The sequence below is a fragment of the Aeromonas sobria genome, from assembly GCF_000820145.1.
GTDB classification, from domain to species: Bacteria; Pseudomonadota; Gammaproteobacteria; order Enterobacterales; family Aeromonadaceae; genus Aeromonas; species Aeromonas sobria.
In genome coordinates this window covers 413840-429243 of the sequence record NZ_CDBW01000006.1, presented here as the reverse complement: position 1 = coordinate 429243, position 15404 = coordinate 413840, and the positions used below count along the sequence as shown (strand labels likewise).

Sequence of the window (15404 nt, the reverse complement as noted above, 5' to 3'; positions counted from 1 at the left end):
ATTCATCTTATGAGATGGATAACTTAAATATATTATATTTATAACGCCAAGGGCTCTACCCTGACCAAAAGCAGTCAGGACAATACGCAATGATTGAAGTCGGAAGTCGCGAATGGATACGCGCAACCCTGGCACTCAGCCTGGGTTCTTTTCTGGTGTTTCTGAATCTCTACCAGACCCACCCCCTGTTACCCCTGATTGCCGAGGTCTTCTCGGTCAACGCCCTCTCGGCCAGCTGGACGCTAGCCGGATGCACTGCAGGCCTCGCAGCCTCTCTGCTGATCTGCGCCAGACTGGCGGATCGCCATGGTCGTCGACAGGTCATGCTGGGCACGCTGACCCTGGCGATCCTACTCTCACTGCTGATCCCGCTGGTTGAACAGTTTGCCTCCCTGCTATTGCTGCGGATTGTACAGGGGGCGCTGCTGGCTGGGCTACCAGCCACCGCCATCGCCTACATGGGGGAAGAGTTCAGCAAACGGGCACTGCTCTCGGCGGTGGGAGTCTATATTGCCGCCAACTCCCTCGGTGGTATTGCCGGTCGGGTGGTGGGCGGCCTGCTGGCAGGCTGGTTTGGCGACTGGCAGCACACCTTTCTGGGGATTGGTGTTATCAGCCTGTCGCTGCTGCCGTTGGTCTTCTGGCTGCTGCCCCATCAGACCCGCTTTGTGGCAAGCGCCCCCGTTCGCGGTCAATTTGCCCGCGCCTTGCAGCAACACCTGACCAACCCGTTGCTGGTTGGGGCTTACCTTATCGGGGGGCTCAACTTTATGGTGTTTCTGAACCAGTTCAGCTACCTCACCTTCCTGTTGGCCAAGCCCCCCTTCTCTCTGCCTACCCAATGGCTCGGCATGCTGTTTCTTACCTATCTCTCGGGGACGGTTGCCTCCTCCCTGAGCGGTCGTTTTGCCAACCGCTGGGGGGCACAACGCATGCTGCTAGTCGGGATCGCACTGATGGCCGTCGGCACTCTGTGGCTGCTGCTGGGTAGTCTGCCCGGGATCCTGAGTGGCTTGCTGGTCTCCAGCTTCGGCTTTTTCCTGGCACACGCCTGCGCCAGTGCCTGGGTGGGTCATCATGTTGAACACAACCGCGCCCTCGCCTCCTCCCTCTATCTGGTGGCCTACTATCTAGGGGCGAGTCTGGGGGGGCTTTACTTGCACCCGTTCTGGGAACAAGGCCAGCTTGGCGGGCTGGTCATGGGGATTGAGCTGGTCCTCATCCTGACAGCGAGCTTGAGCCTCTGGCTCGGCCGCCTCAAGCAGCGAAGCGAATCGCCGCTGCCCGCCCAGCAACCCCACCGGCACGGGTAACGGGATCAGCGCAAACAGGGTCACCCACGACCCGATAACCATCTCGTGGTCTAGCGCAGCCAGATAGCAAAAAGCACAGCCAGATAGCAAAAGGGGTCACGCTGGTGACCCCTTTTGCTGCGGACTTCAAGAGCCTGTCAGGCTCGCGCGATGCATTGTGCGCAAAATCAATCCTGCTCGAAATAATCCGCAGGCACCGCCACCACAGCGCCGGTCGCCACCTCTTCGGCGATCACTTCAGCCAGCGGGCGCAGGTGAAACTTGATCTGGCCGGAGGGCAACATCAGGCCGATATCAGGATTGCGGGTATCTTGCATATTGCCGGTTTTGAACGGCAGCTCGGGATAGCGCGCCACAAGTGCAGGGAGCGAGGCAACCACCAGCTCGATATGCTCAAGCCCAGCCTGATGGACGCGACCCGGTTTCGGCGCAGCCAGTTCGATACAGGGCACCTGCACCTCGCCAACCTGCACCGACTGATGCAGCTGATAGGTGACGATGGGACGACCGCCGATCATCCCCTCCACCAGCAAGGTGCCCGCCTCAGCCAGCACAGCGCATAGCGCGCGGTACTCCTGCAACGTAGCAGCCCGATAACAGAGGTGGTCGACCGTTGGCTGGGGAATAGTGATGCCAGTGGCGGCCAGTTCGGCCAACAGCTGAGAAACAAATGGGGCCATTGGCCCCAGTGTGGAATCGAGTGAATGAGACATACTTACCATTTCTTCTTGGGTTGAAACAGAACATCGAGCTCGTCGGTTTCCTTGTCCTTGATATTCTGCAGATCCTGCGCGCTGTTCTGTTGCTGTTGCTCATCAAGCGCCTTGAGACCCTGCCGCATATCCTCTTCTCGGGCAACCAGATACGGATCTTTGTCGCCGACATTGCTGATGGCAGCGAGTCCCTTGGTATAGAGTTGGCGACAGGTACCGAATTGGCCCTGGATCTGCGCATCCATCGCCCGCTTGATCAAATTGGAGATATTGATTTTGAGCTGCATCAGCTCGAGCCGGCGCTCTTCCTGAGCAAACCCCTGCGGGTCAATCTTGCCCTTGTTGTGCTCGACTCGCAGCACGGCCCGCATCTTTTTGACCAGTTGCAGCATCTGGATCGCCTGGCGATCAGACTCAGGGGTTTTGAAATGCCCTTCATCATGAGGACTGTAGTTTTCCTGCACGTTCTTGATCTGGGTCTGCACATCGGCGATGCGCTGCTTGATCTGGTTGTTGGGCATCACCTGGGCGATGGCACGATAGGCATCGAGGATCCGGTGCTGCAACAGCAACACCATGTTCTTGGAAAAAGGCACCAGATTGACGTTCAGCAGCACCTCTTCGGTCTCGTCGGCCACCGTCTTGTGTCTGGCAACGGCGTGACGCTTGTCCGCCTCAGCCTTCTGCTTATATTGCTGCACCACGTTATAGGCGATAACCAAAAACAGGAGTGCGCCGATAGACAGCAATACCAAAGTTAAAATCATAGGATGTCCAAACCCCTGTCCCAATCCAATTGCGTGATCCTACAACAGCTTACCCACTTAAGGTAGCCTGCAGATCCCCCCTTGCCCACGATTTGTCGCCAAGCTGTACCCCCGGTCTCAGGGAGAGATTGCATGATCAGTGGATGATGACCATGGTGGCCACTTCCCCATAGTATCGCCCATCAGCGCCATTACTTGAGGTTATAGCCCCGCGATTGCAAGAAGCCCATCATGAAAGGGCGGGACTCTTTACTTAAAATTGTGCGGATCTGGCCACTCCAGGTCTGCTGCTTATTGTTGTTACTGCGCGCCTGATAGTAGGCCGCGATCTGCTGATCGTACCGGGCCAGCAGATCGCGATCCAGCCGCTGTTGATAGCGATCCTGATGCACCACCAGCGCCTTGGGCAGACGGGGTTTCTGCTCTGGTTGTTGATCCGGATGACCGAGACAGAGGCCAAACAGCGGGATCACCTGATGGGGCAAGCCGAGCAGCTCGCTCACCTCGGCCGGATGGTTGCGAATGCCGCCGATATAGACACCGCCCAGCCCCAGCGATTGGGCCGCCAGCAGGGCATTCTGTGCCATCAGGGCCCCGTCGATGGCACCGATCAGCAGTTGCTCCGCATAACCGGTCTGGGCCTCGGGCACAATCTGGCTGTGACGATGGTAATCGGCGCAGAACACCAGAAACTCGGCCGCCTGCACCACATAGGGTTGATTGCCAGCCAACATGGCCAGCTGCTGACGCACCTCGGGTTCGGTCACCCGCACAATGCTGGTCACCTGCATGAAGCTCGAGGTCGAGGCTGACTGGGCCGCGGCGAGAATGGCATCCAGCTGCTGCGGGGCGATCGGCTCGGCAGTGAACTGACGGATGGAGCGATGGGAAAGGATAAGATCGATGGTCTGATTCATGGCACCTCCAAAATGAGGTCACACCATAGCGAAAAAAACGAGAGAGCCCAAGGCTCCCTCGCATAACCCTGTTTAAGGGGCAGGATAGACATAAGGGGCTTGCAACCCGAGCGGGAAACCCAGCGCCCAGTAAAGCAGCAGGAAAATGGTCCAGCTAACCAGGAAGGCCAGCGAGTAAGGCAGCATCATGGAGACCAAAGTACCGATCCCGGTGCTCTTCACATACTGCTGGCAATAGACCACCACCAGCGGAAAGAAGACCATCAGCGGCGTGATGATGTTGGAGGCAGAATCCCCCACCCGATAGGCCGCCTGGGTCAGCTCGGGGGAGATCCCCACCGCCATCAGCATCGGCACCAGGATCGGGCTGATCAGCGCCCATTTGGCCGATGCCGACCCTACCACCAGATTGACGGCTGCGGTAAGCAAGATCATCCCGACGATGGTGACCTGACCAGGCAGCGCCAGCGCATGGAGCACTTCGGCGCCGGAGAGGGCCAACAGGGTGCCAAGATTGGAGTCGCCAAACGCCTTGATAAAGAGCGCGCAGAAGAAGGCCATCACCATGTAGGAGCCCATCTTGTTCATGGTGGCCGACATGGCGTCGATCACATCCTTGCCACTCTTGAAGCTGCCAGCGACAAAGCCGTAGACAATCCCGGGCAGGATAAAGAGCAGGAAGATCAGCGGCACGATGGATTTCATCACCGGCGCGGCGAAGGTAGTCAGGGAGCCGTCCGCAGCACGCAGCGGGGAATCAGCCGGCGACAAGGCCATCGCCAGCAGCACGATGGCCGCCAGCATGGCAAACCCTGCCCAGTTGAACGCCCGGCTCTCTTGCGCGCTGTAGCGGCCCATCTCGTCGGCACTTTCCAGATCCTCGTTAAGTGCCACATGCTTGAGACGCGGCTCCACCACCTTTTCGGTGATAAACCAGCCGACGCAGATGATCAGCAAGGAGGAAGCACCGGTGAAGATGATGTTGCACAGGGTATTGACCATGTAGTCAGGGTCGAGCAACTGCGCGGCTGACTGGGTAAAGCCCTGCAGCAGCGCATCCCCGCCGGAGGGCAAAAAGTTGGCGGCAAAACCACCGGAGACACCGGCAAAGGCCGCGGCAATCCCCGCCAGCGGATGGCGCCCGGCCGCGTGGAAGATGATGCCGCCAATGGGGATCACCAGCACATAACCCGCATCTGCGGCGGTATGGCTGACGATCGCCACCAGGATCAGCATGGGGGTGAGAAAACGGGCAGGTGTCACTTTCAGCAACTTTTTCAGACCGGTATTGATAAAACCGGACTGCTCGGCCACCCCGACCCCCAGCATGGCCACCAGCACGATACCAAGAGGGGCAAAGCCGGTGAAGGTGGTCACCATGGTGGAGAGAAACTCGGCCAGACCGGCGCCGGTCAGCAGGTTGTTGACCACCACGGCCTCCCCGGTGCGGGGATTGACCAGATCAAACTGGAATTGAGACAACACCCAGGAGCCGACCCAGACGATCAGCAAGGCGTAAAGGAACAGCATGGCGGGGTCGGGTAATTTGTTCCCGGCTTTCTCGACGCCATTGAGGAAACGGTTCAGCCAGCCGTTGGGAGGGCTGGCTGGACGGTCATTGACAGCAGCATGACTCATTATTGCGATACTCCTTTCCCTAGAAACGAGGTCGCATGCTAGCAATCCCTGCCAATCCGTCCCATGACGGGCCGCAAAAACACGATTAATATTGATTAAATATGGCGGGATAAAATCCCAAATTGTGGCCTAACGCACACTTTTTTACTCTGCCATTACGGCGTCAAGCAGTGGATAACGCCCGACCTGACACTCAACCACGAAACCGCTCGCCTCAACTTGCGCCACCGTCAGCGGTTTGCTGAACAGGTAGCCCTGGAATACCTGACACCCCTGGGTCTGCAGGGCAGCCAGTTCGTGGGGCTCCTCAACCCCTTCCGCCATGATCTCCAACCCCAGATTGGTGGCCATGGCGGCGGTTGCCCGGATCACCGGCAGGTTGAGGCCAACCACGAAGGATCGGTCCAGCTTGATGGTGTCGATGGGCAAGCGATTCAGGTAAGCAAGGGATGAGTAGCCGGTGCCAAAATCGTCGATGGCAATCTTGATCCCCTGCTCGCTCAACGCATCGAGAATGCCGAGACACCCCTTCATATCAAGCATCAGCACGGTTTCGGTCAGCTCCAGCGTCAGTAACGAGGCATCGACCCCGTGCATTACCAACTGCTGGCGCACTTTTCCCGGCAGAGAAGATGAAAGCTGAAAACCGGAGAGGTTGACGGAGACCGGCACTCGCTGCGCAAAGCGCGTTTTCCAACTGGCCATCTGAGCCAGGGCGGTGGAGAGCACCCAACTGCCAATTTCGCGGATCAACCCCATCTCTTCAGCCAGCGGAATAAATTCCACCGGTGAAACATGGCCGAGTACCGGGTTGTACCAGCGCAGCAGCGCTTCATAGCCAATCAACCTTCCCTTGGCCGCATCAACCTGCGGCTGGTAACAGAGACTCAACTCCTGACGGCCGATGGCCTTGGCCAGAAACTGCTTGAGGTTGAGCTTGCGCTGCAGGGTCTGCTGCATGCTGGGGGTGAAACGCTGCCAGCGCAGCCGCCCCATCTGCTTGGCCTGATACATCGCCATATCAGCCCGGGTGATGAGGTTATCCCCATCATCGGCATCGTCGGGATAGATGGCGATGCCGATGCTGCCGCCGATGGTCACCTCCGGCAGCCCGCTCAGCTGCAGCGGTTTGGTCATCTGGGAGAGCATCTGATCGGCCACCTCTTGTGCCCGATCCCCCTGATTGCCCAGCGGCACCAGTGCGGTGAACTCATCGCCACCGAGGCGAGCCAGCTCAACATCCCGCGGGCAGATCTGTTTGAGGCGACCGGCGACCCGCTCCAATAGCCGATCTCCCGCCTTGTGGCCGTAGTTGTCGTTGACCAGCTTAAAGTTGTCCAAATCCATGAATACCAGCGCGAAACGCTCACCCAGACCGCAATAGGCTTCAAGGGATTTCATCAAACCATAACGGTTGAGCAGACCGGTCAGGGAGTCGTGCCAGGCGAGGTGGCGATGCTCCAGCTCCTCAAGTTTGCGGTCGGTAATGTCCCGCATGGTGAGCAGAATACGGGCTCCCTGCTGGATATAGCGGAACTGATACTGGAACCAGCGCATCCCCTTGAGGGTACGGCACTCCCCCTCGGTCACCACCTCATCAAGGCGAGAAAGCTTCTGGTAAAAACTGTCGTCATTGCCGGAGAAGATCTGGGAGAGTTTGGCGATCTGGTGACCAAAACACATCTCGAAGTGGTAGTTGCCACTCTCGAACACACCGTGGCTATCGAACAGGCAGGCTAGGGTATCGCCGGTCGCCAGAGAGGACTCCTGATAGAGGGTATCGGAGTCGAGCACAGCCTCGGTCATCATCATCAGACGGCCAGCCAGCTGAATGCCGGAGAGGCGCAGATAGATCTGCTTCTTGACCCCCTTTGGGGAGAGGGTCCACCACTCGTTGTAACTGCGCCCCTGCTGGAAATCCCCCAGATAGCGCTGCAACAACAGATCGATGGCGGTGGCCATATCTGCCGAAAAATCGCGGGCACAGAGCTCCGCGAGGGACGAGGCCTCCCAGACGGGAAGAGCCGCACGATTTGCCCAGAAAATATGATGATGCTCGATGTCATACACCCAAATCGGGGTATGTAGCACATCCATGGTTTTCAGTAACCGTTCGTCAAGGGTATTCATCAGATCAAGGTCATTCCTGCTGGATGGTCACTGGCTAACCAAGAGAGAAATCTAGCAAACTGCCAGAGGTCGAATGCAAGGAGCAAACACCGCTCGACCACCATTTTTAATATGGCCAAGAGCAGACAACACGACTTCAAAAATCAGTAACAAAAAGGCATTTCCAGCAATAGAGCGAAGGGAAATGCCAATTTTCACAGCTAATTCAAGTGCGTTACATTGTCAATTTTTAACTTTTTTCTCCATTAAAAACAAGCACTAAGAGATTCTCAGTCGAGCCCTTTCAACTCGAATTGCTGTTTTGCTGCCGCGACTTTCTTATTAACAGTTTAATCAGCGACAAAAATAGTCGTCATTCCTTTCACAAAACATCCATTAATTAACCAAGTGGATGGAGAAACAGACAAAAACACACCCATGCGGACAATATTTATGCATTATTCATGATTCTGAAATACACCATATTCATTCTCCGGCAAAACAGGGGAAAAATGTGAATACGTGATCGTGATCTCATTTTTATCGGAGGCCGATGCGGCGATCACTCAGCACGCCACTACTGCTATACCAAAACGACAGCATCACACAACCGAGTCACATCCCCTTTGCCCACCGACTCTGCGGTTGACCATATCGCACTCAGCAAACGTAACGAGTGCCATATTACCACCTGGATGTAATCATTTAGTTAACAAGCCACTGCAAAAGTGGTATCAGCAGAAATCGAATCCAGATCAATTAAACGCTGAATTACGCTTGCCAACCCTGGACGCTCTTTTTATGGTTGCCCCCTTGTTACACCCAGAACAGCGTTTATGAAGCACATTGAAGAGTTCTACCTGTTCGTCAAGGTGGTGCAAGAGGGGGGATTCTCCCACGCTGCCGCCGCACTGGGCATGCCAACAGGCACCATCAGTCGACGCATATCCCAGCTGGAAGAGCAACTGGGTTGCTCCCTGCTACATCGTTCTACTCGCAAAATCCGGCTTACTGATGAGGGTCTCAGATACTACGAACGGATCTGCACGCCGCTCGCGCAAATCGAACAGGCCACCAGCGAGATCCAGGGCAAAGAAGCCGACATCACCGGGCTTATCCGGATAGCGGCGCCAATCGCGCTCTCCAACACCATCCTGATCGATATGCTGGCCGAATTCGGGCTGCACTATCCCGAGGTGCAGTTCGATATCACCCAGACCAATGATCACCAGCACCTGTTCGACAATGATCGGGATCTGGTGTTCTTCAATGGTGAGCTGCCCCAATCGCTGCCCAATGCGATCTGTCTCGGTCATATCGAGTACGGCCTGTTTGCCTCGCCGCTCTATCTGGCCAAAAAAGGAACTCCATCCCACCCCAATCAGCTGGAAGAGCACGATCTCATCTACTGCTGGCCGCACCAACACTGGCAGTTGACCGACCAGGATGGCCAGAGTGTCTGCATCAAACGCACTGCCAAGCTGACCGTCAATCAAACTCAGGCTGCGGTGCGGGCGGCAAGGCGTCATCTGGGGATCGTCAATGCCCCCCTGCACTATTTGAACAGCTTCCTCCATGACGAGCAGCTGGTGCCGGTACTGACTGACTGGCAAACCGGCAATCGCCCCTTCTACATGTTGTGTTGCCAGCACCAGTTCGCCCCGTTGCGTGTTAAGATGTTCGTTGAATTTGTTGAAAAATACTCAGCGCGCTATCGCAATCGGCAATGGGACAACCAATTTTCACAAGGTGATACCCTCACCCATTGCATCTGACCGTTAGCGGGCCACACTTATAGCAATCCTTGCCAACAGAGCCTGCCTAACGCCATGAATGTATTGATATGTGATGACTCCGGGTTCGCCCGCAAACAGCTGGCGCGGGCACTCCCCGCCGACTGGAAAGTCGATTTGCACTACGCGGCCAATGGTCTCGAAGGGATCGAACAGGTACTGATGGGTCATGGCGATCTCATCTTCCTCGATCTGACCATGCCAGAGATGGACGGTTACGGCGTGCTGGAGACCCTCCAACGGGAGGGACTGCGCAACAAGGTGATCGTGGTCTCCGGCGATATCCAGCCGGAAGCCTATCAGCGGGTCATGGGGCTGGGGGCGCTCGATTTCATCAAGAAACCTGCCGCCCCTGACACCCTGCTCGCCCTGCTCAAACAACATGGTTTCTGGAGCGCAGCCCCAAGCGGTCAGCCGAGCGCCACCGAGCAATTGCCCGGCGGCGTGATAGCCGATGCGGGCGTCATCATCACCCCGGAGATTCGTGACGTCTATCAGGAGCTGGCCAACGTCTCCATGGGTCAGGCGGCCGACTTGCTGGCTCGGCTGCTCAACGCCTTCGTGGTCCTCCCCATCCCCAACGTCAACGTGCTGGAGGTCTCCGAGCTGCACATGGCCCTCTCGGCGGCCGCGGATTCAGATACCCTCTCCGCCGTCTGTCAGGGGTTTATCGGGGCGGGGATCGCCGGCGAAGCGCTGATCCTGTTCCATGACTCCAGCTTCAAAGATTTGGCCAAGCTGATGAACCATCAGGGGACGCTGGATCGCACCGCCGAACTGGAACTGCTGATGGATACCGCCAACGTGCTGATCGGCGCCTTCCTGCGCGGCTACGCCAACCAGCTCGATACCCCCTTCAGTCAGGGGCATCCTGTGGTCCTTGGCCAGCACAGATCCATTAACGAACTGATCAACACCAACAAGAGTCGCTGGCGCCGTACGCTCGCCATCGAGATCAACTACCGGATCCAGGATTACGCGGTGCAGTGTGATCTGCTGCTGCTATTTACCGAAGATTCCATCGCCACCATGAACAACAAAATCATGCACATGCTCTAGGAGTGACTATGGAAATCCGTGAATTTCATTGGCTGATGAACATAGTCCAGAACCTGGACGTAGGCTTGGTGGTGCTCGACAAGGATTACAAGGTTCAGGTGTGGAACGGCTTTATGGAGAGCCACAGCGGCCGACTGGCCGGTGAAGTGCGCGACGGCGTGCTGTTCGAGCTGTTCCCCGATGTGGACAAAGCCTGGTTCGAGCGCAAGGCCAACATGGTCTTCAAGCTCAACAACCGCGCCTTCAGCACCTGGGAGCAAAAGCCCTATCTGCTGCGTTTCTCCAACTATCGCCCCATTACCGGCTCGGCCCCCCACATGTTCCAGAACCTGACGCTGGTGCCACTGGCCGATTTCGGTGGTCAGGTGACTCACATCGCGGTGATGATCTACGACGCTACTGATGAGGCCATGCTGATGAGCGGCCAGCGGCAGGCTTAAGCTTGCTGCAAACAACAGAGGGCGCCGCGGCGCCCTCTGTTGTTTCGGTTTAAACCACTTTTGGTATAAACAGGCTTCTGCATTACCAAACGGTCTCAACACGCACCGAGATACTCGGTGAAAGCGTCGATCACTTCTTCAATATCGTCATCGTTGATCTGCAAATGGGTCACCAGCCGCAGCTCGCCGTAACCGGAGAAGAGGATCCCCCGCTCCTTCATAAAGACCAGCAGAGGGGTGGATTCCCCCTCACGCAGCCGCAGGAACACCATGTTGCTCTGCACCAGCGAGAGGTCGAGCTCGATGCCCGGCAGCGCCGCCAGCCCTTCGGCCAGCCGTTTGGCACGGCGGTGATCATCCGCCAGACGGGTCACATGCTGCTCGAGGGCAAACAGACCGGCCTGCGCCAGAATGCCCGCCTGACGCATGCCGCCTCCCAACATCTTGCGCAGACGGCGCGCACGGGCGATGAAGTCGTGACTGCCCACCAGCAGCGAACCAACCGGTGCCCCCAACCCCTTGGAGAGGCAGATCGAGATGCTGTCAAACGGCGCAGCGATCACCGCGACCGGGGTCTCGCTGGCCACGGCGGCGTTAAAGAGCCGGGCGCCATCGAGATGGAGCTTCAAGCCGCGCTCGGCAACGAATGCCCCCATCTCTTGCAGATAGGAGAGCGGCAGCACCTTGCCGTTGTGGGTGTTTTCAAGGCAGATAAGGTGAGTCTGGACAAAGTGGGCATCATCAGGGGCCAGCGCGGCCTTGATATCATCGAAGGCCAGCGTGCCGTCGCGCTGCATCGGCAAGGGTTGCAGGGCCACGGAGCCCAGCACGGCACTCCCCTGCGCTTCATAGCGATAGATGTGAGCGGCGTTGCCGAGGATGGCCCCCTCACCGCGCTGACAGTGGCTCATCACCGCCAGCAGGTTGGACATGGTGCCCGATGGCACAAACAGCGCCGCCTGTTTGCCCAGCAATCTGGCCCCATAGGCCTCCAGCGCATTGACGCCCGGATCTTCACCATAGACATCGTCACCGACTTCGGCGTGGAGCATGGCTTGACGCATGGCATCAGTAGGCTGGGTGACGGTGTCACTTCGTAAATCGATATAGCGCATGAGATCCCTCCTGAAACAGGAGAGTGACGTTAGCCATGCGCCCCTCGCTTGGCAAGGGGCGCATGAGCAGAATGTGAAGCAAATGGGCGTCAGGGGAACCCGCAGGCAGAATTTACCAGGGCAGCGGCTGACCGTTGAGATCCAGTAGCTGGCCCGATTGAGTCAACGATAACCCCTTGATGAGATTGAGCAGTTTCACCGCCACCAGAGCAGGATCCTGCAATTGTTCCGCAGGCAACTCGCTCAGAAAGGGAGCGTTCATCGGGGAGTCCATCAAACCGGGCGCCACCGCCACCACCCCCGCCTGCGGGAAACGCTGCGCCCACTCAAGGGCCAGGGTTTTCACCCCCATATCGAGGGCCGCCTTGCTCATCCGGTAGCTGTAACGCCCCCCTTCCTGATTGGCAGTGATGGATCCCGCCAGATCGGAGATGGCGCAGAGCCACAGCGGATGGTCATTCCCCATCAACCGGCTGAAGCGGGCAGCCAGCGCCAGCGTTGGCCAAGCATTGGCCAGCAGGCTGTCGCATAGCCACTTGGGGTGCACCTCTTCGACCCGCCGTTCCGGCATAAAGCTGACATCGTGCAACACGCCGATGGTGTTGATGACCACAGTGGGAAGCGGATCGGTATCGTAGAGGGTAAACAGTGCATCGAACGAGATGGCATCGACCTCTTGCAGCGGGAAGAAGGCCCCCATCTCGATCCCTTTTGGATAGGTGCGCCCGGCCAGCAGGAAGGACTCCCCCCTTGCCATCAGCTCTCTTGCCAGCGCCGAGCCCAGCGCACCACTTCCGAGGATCAAGTAGCTCATCGCCCATTCCATGGAGAGTTATCTTGCTTAGAGCGTATCAGAATAATCAACCGGCCGTGACACGACCAAAGGGTAATACGCCCCTCATCACGCTTCCCCCAGATGGCGGCCAAACTCCCGCGCCAACGCCAGATCGAGAAAACCGTCTGCTTTCTTGTGGGTACGCAAAAACTGGTAATAGGCAAGCAGGGTGACCAGCGCCTCCTCATCGGGCAACCCTACCCCGGGTTGCTGCTCGCCCAGCAGTTGCTGCGCCGCCGCCAGCGCCTCTCTGTCCACCACTTCCGCCTGACGGTAGAGATAACCGCAGCCGGTTGCCAGCCACTCCAGCGAGCAGTTTGCCCCCATGGCGATCTGGTTGGCCCGCGCCAGGCCAGGCTCGGCCCCTTTCAAATATTTACGGATCAGCGCTTCACTGAGCCCCACCTTGCGGGCAAAGGCACTCACGCTCATCTCCCCGATCAAGCTCTGCAAGCGCTCGGCAAATCCTTCCATCTATCTCTCTCCCTATGCCTCTCTGGTCAGAACTAAAGTTCGAATCATGCCACTACCCATTATTGCTTTGCCAACCACATGAGGCCAAGATGCCTGCAGTCATCTATGTTGCACATCGTTTTCGCATCTCGTTTGTCAAGGAGTCAACCATGTCTGTATCCCGTGTCGCCCTGCACCCGCAAGGCCCCACCTTCTCTCGCCTCATCATGGGTTACTGGCGCCTGATGGAGTGGCAACTCTCTCCGGCCGCTCTGCTTGATCTGATGAAATATCATCTGGATCTGGGGGTCACCACCATAGATCACGCCGATATCTATGGCGGCTACCAGTGCGAAGAGGCCTTTGGTCACGCCCTGCGTCTCGAACCTTCCCTGCGCGAGCGGATGGAGATCGTCAGCAAATGCGGCATCGCCCTCACTGCCAAACCGGAGCATGCTCTCAACCACTACAACACCGGCAAGGGCCATATCATCGCCAGCGCCGAGGCCTCGCTGCGCAAGCTCGGCACCGACCATCTGGACCTGCTGCTGATCCACCGCCCGGATCCCCTGATGAACGCCGATGAAGTGGCCGACGCCTTTATCACCCTGAAACAGGCAGGAAAAATCAAACACGCCGGAGTATCCAACTTTACCCCCCGTCAGTTCGAACTGCTGCAATCGCGCCTCCCCTTCCCGCTGGTCACCAACCAGCTGGAGATCTCGCCGCTCCATCAGGACGGGACCCTCGATGGCACCCTGGATCAGTGTCAGCAGCTTGGTATCAAGCCGATGGCCTGGTCATGTCTTGGCGGCGGCCGACTGTTCAGCGATGACGCCTGTGCGCCGCTGCGCGCCGAGCTGGAGCAGATCCGCCAGGAAGTGGGCGCCCAGACTATCGAGCAGGTGGTCTACGCCTGGGTGATGATGCTGCCGAGCCAGCCGCTGCCATTGATTGGCTCCGGCAAGCGGGAACGGATTGCCGCTGCCGTGGCCGCCGAATCCATCGAGCTCAACCGCCAGCAGTGGTTCCGCATCCGCAAGGCGGCGCTCGGTTACGACGTTCCCTGATAACAGCAAAACGTCCAGAAACAAAAACGGCATGGGGGAAACCCATGCCGTTTTTCATTGCCGAGGCACCTTAGCGGTGGCGCTGTTGCGGGCGACCACGGGGAGCATCTGTCTTCGGTTTGGCCTGGTTGACGGTGATGGTACGGCCACCGACTTCCGTGCCATGCAGACCAGCGATGGCCTTTTCGCCATCACCATTGACCGGCATTTCAATAAAACCAAATCCCTTTGACTGGCCGGTATCGCGGTCGATGATGATATCAACCTTGTCGACCTGTCCAAACTGGCTGAACAGGGTTTTCAGTTCGTCGGCCGTCATCCGGTACGACAGATTTCCTACGTAAATCTTCATGCCATCCACTCTCGATTCAAGGTGCCTTCTCTATGCAATTCCCGGCATAACGGTAAGGGCACAACCCCTCTGCCGGACCTGCCATGGCGTCATGCCGTGGCCCTCACTACACTGTCTTCAAGTGATTGATCTCTTGGGTTAACAGTGCAGACAAGATCAATTCGAGTCACTGGCAGTATCTGAGCTTTGCCGGGAATTGTCGAGAAAATAGTCGATTCAGACCGATTGCAGATCTGACAATCGCCGCGCCAGCATCCGGCGACCGTGCCAGGTCCGTTTAAAGCCGAAACGATAGACCGACGGGCTCACCAGATGAAGTTCCTCTGCCTTGAGATCCAGCAAGACCATGGCCGCCGCCAGCTCCTCTTCACTCAGTTGCAGATCGAGGCTGAAGTCGAGCCACTGGCCGTCGTGGCCCACTCGCCGCTCCCGTTCAAGCGCCACCAGCTGGCTGCGGGGCAGCGCCAGCGCCTCATCCTTGTTGCCATTGAGCAAATAGATATGCTGTTCATCCCACCCCAGCTCCGCCAGGCGCCAGGGCTGCCAGCTGCGGGGCAGCGACACCATGATCCCGGTGATGCCACCAAACACCACGCCCACCCAGTTGAGCAGCGCCATGGCGCCCCAGCCATCCCACAAGGAGGCCGCCACCACGCCCCAACTCACCAGCAACAGCAAAAAAATGACGCAGCGATAGCGAACCGCTGGCGGCATCAACAGCTGCACCTGCGAACCGGCAAGCAAGGATGTAATACGCATGAAAAGCTCCTGTCATCACGAAATGGCGCCATTGTGAATAGGCATCAGGATACTGACAAGGGGGTTTTCTT

Annotated in this window: 15 protein-coding genes; 5 read left to right on the top strand and 10 right to left on the bottom strand. The window is 57.7% G+C overall.

Annotated features, from left to right (window positions below; all coding sequences use genetic code 11):
• Window positions 1-89: 89 nt before the first annotated feature.
• Window positions 90-1313: an MFS transporter gene (locus BN1135_RS04455; protein WP_042019122.1), complete on the top strand. Its 1224-nt coding sequence runs from the start codon at window positions 90-92 to the stop codon at window positions 1311-1313.
• Window positions 1314-1480: 167 nt separating this feature from the next.
• On the opposite strand, the gene BN1135_RS04450 is transcribed toward BN1135_RS04455, so the two are convergent.
• The 5 genes from BN1135_RS04450 to BN1135_RS04430 form a co-directional block, all read right to left on the bottom strand.
• On the bottom strand, window positions 1481-2035 hold the full coding sequence (locus tag BN1135_RS04450; RefSeq protein ID WP_042019121.1) for a VOC family protein: 555 nt from the start codon (window positions 2033-2035) through the stop codon (window positions 1481-1483).
• A complete protein-coding gene (locus tag BN1135_RS04445) occupies window positions 2029-2793 on the bottom strand; it encodes a hypothetical protein (RefSeq protein ID WP_042019119.1) in 765 nt (254 codons plus the stop codon). Before BN1135_RS04445 ends, BN1135_RS04450 begins: the two co-directional genes overlap by 7 nt.
• A 191-nt stretch (window positions 2794-2984) precedes the next feature.
• Window positions 2985-3710 carry an oxygen-insensitive NADPH nitroreductase gene (gene nfsA / locus BN1135_RS04440; RefSeq protein WP_042019118.1) on the bottom strand — a complete coding sequence of 242 codons (726 nt, stop codon included), beginning with the start codon at window positions 3708-3710 and terminating at the stop codon, window positions 2985-2987.
• A gap of 72 nt (window positions 3711-3782) precedes the next feature.
• Window positions 3783-5348, bottom strand: a complete 1566-nt coding sequence (locus BN1135_RS04435) for an AbgT family transporter (RefSeq protein ID WP_042019117.1) — start codon at window positions 5346-5348, stop codon at window positions 3783-3785.
• A 144-nt stretch (window positions 5349-5492) separates the two neighbouring features.
• Window positions 5493-7445 (bottom strand): putative bifunctional diguanylate cyclase/phosphodiesterase, encoded by a 1953-nt coding sequence (locus tag BN1135_RS04430; RefSeq protein ID WP_042019279.1) that lies wholly within the window; start codon window positions 7443-7445, stop codon window positions 5493-5495.
• A gap of 848 nt (window positions 7446-8293) precedes the next feature.
• Between BN1135_RS04430 and BN1135_RS04425 the strand changes: the two genes are divergently transcribed.
• The 3 genes from BN1135_RS04425 to BN1135_RS04415 are packed head-to-tail and all read left to right on the top strand — an operon-like array spanning window position 8294 to window position 10749.
• The gene (locus BN1135_RS04425; RefSeq protein ID WP_042019116.1) at window positions 8294-9232 is read left to right on the top strand and encodes a LysR family transcriptional regulator; all 939 of its coding nucleotides are present in this window, start codon (window positions 8294-8296) and stop codon (window positions 9230-9232) included.
• Window positions 9233-9286: 54 nt separating this feature from the next.
• Window positions 9287-10309, top strand: a complete 1023-nt coding sequence (locus BN1135_RS04420) for a response regulator (RefSeq protein ID WP_042019114.1) — start codon at window positions 9287-9289, stop codon at window positions 10307-10309.
• An 8-nt stretch (window positions 10310-10317) separates the two neighbouring features.
• Window positions 10318-10749: a PAS domain-containing protein gene (locus tag BN1135_RS04415; protein WP_042019112.1), complete on the top strand. Its 432-nt coding sequence runs from the start codon at window positions 10318-10320 to the stop codon at window positions 10747-10749.
• A 95-nt stretch (window positions 10750-10844) separates the two neighbouring features.
• Here BN1135_RS04415 and ltaE read toward each other — a convergent pair whose 3' ends face one another.
• From ltaE to BN1135_RS04400, 3 genes are all read right to left on the bottom strand, one after another.
• Entirely contained in the window at window positions 10845-11864 is a 1020-nt protein-coding gene (ltaE, locus tag BN1135_RS04410; RefSeq protein WP_042019111.1) for a low-specificity L-threonine aldolase, read from the bottom strand.
• A 112-nt stretch (window positions 11865-11976) separates the two neighbouring features.
• Window positions 11977-12678 carry an SDR family oxidoreductase gene (locus tag BN1135_RS04405; RefSeq protein WP_042019109.1) on the bottom strand — a complete coding sequence of 234 codons (702 nt, stop codon included), beginning with the start codon at window positions 12676-12678 and terminating at the stop codon, window positions 11977-11979.
• Window positions 12679-12765: 87 nt separating this feature from the next.
• Window positions 12766-13173: a helix-turn-helix domain-containing protein gene (locus tag BN1135_RS04400; RefSeq protein WP_033137628.1), complete on the bottom strand. Its 408-nt coding sequence runs from the start codon at window positions 13171-13173 to the stop codon at window positions 12766-12768.
• A gap of 149 nt (window positions 13174-13322) precedes the next feature.
• On the opposite strand from BN1135_RS04400, the gene BN1135_RS04395 reads away from it, so the two are divergent.
• A complete protein-coding gene (locus BN1135_RS04395; protein ID WP_042019278.1) occupies window positions 13323-14222 on the top strand; it encodes an aldo/keto reductase in 900 nt (299 codons plus the stop codon).
• 70 nt (window positions 14223-14292) lie between these two features.
• On the opposite strand, the gene BN1135_RS04390 is transcribed toward BN1135_RS04395, so the two are convergent.
• Both BN1135_RS04390 and BN1135_RS04385 read right to left on the bottom strand, forming a co-directional pair.
• The gene (locus BN1135_RS04390) at window positions 14293-14574 is read right to left on the bottom strand and encodes an RNA recognition motif domain-containing protein (protein ID WP_082186725.1); all 282 of its coding nucleotides are present in this window, start codon (window positions 14572-14574) and stop codon (window positions 14293-14295) included.
• Between the two features lie 216 nt (window positions 14575-14790).
• Window positions 14791-15333, bottom strand: a complete 543-nt coding sequence (locus tag BN1135_RS04385; RefSeq protein WP_042019107.1) for a hypothetical protein — start codon at window positions 15331-15333, stop codon at window positions 14791-14793.
• Window positions 15334-15404 lie beyond the last annotated feature (71 nt).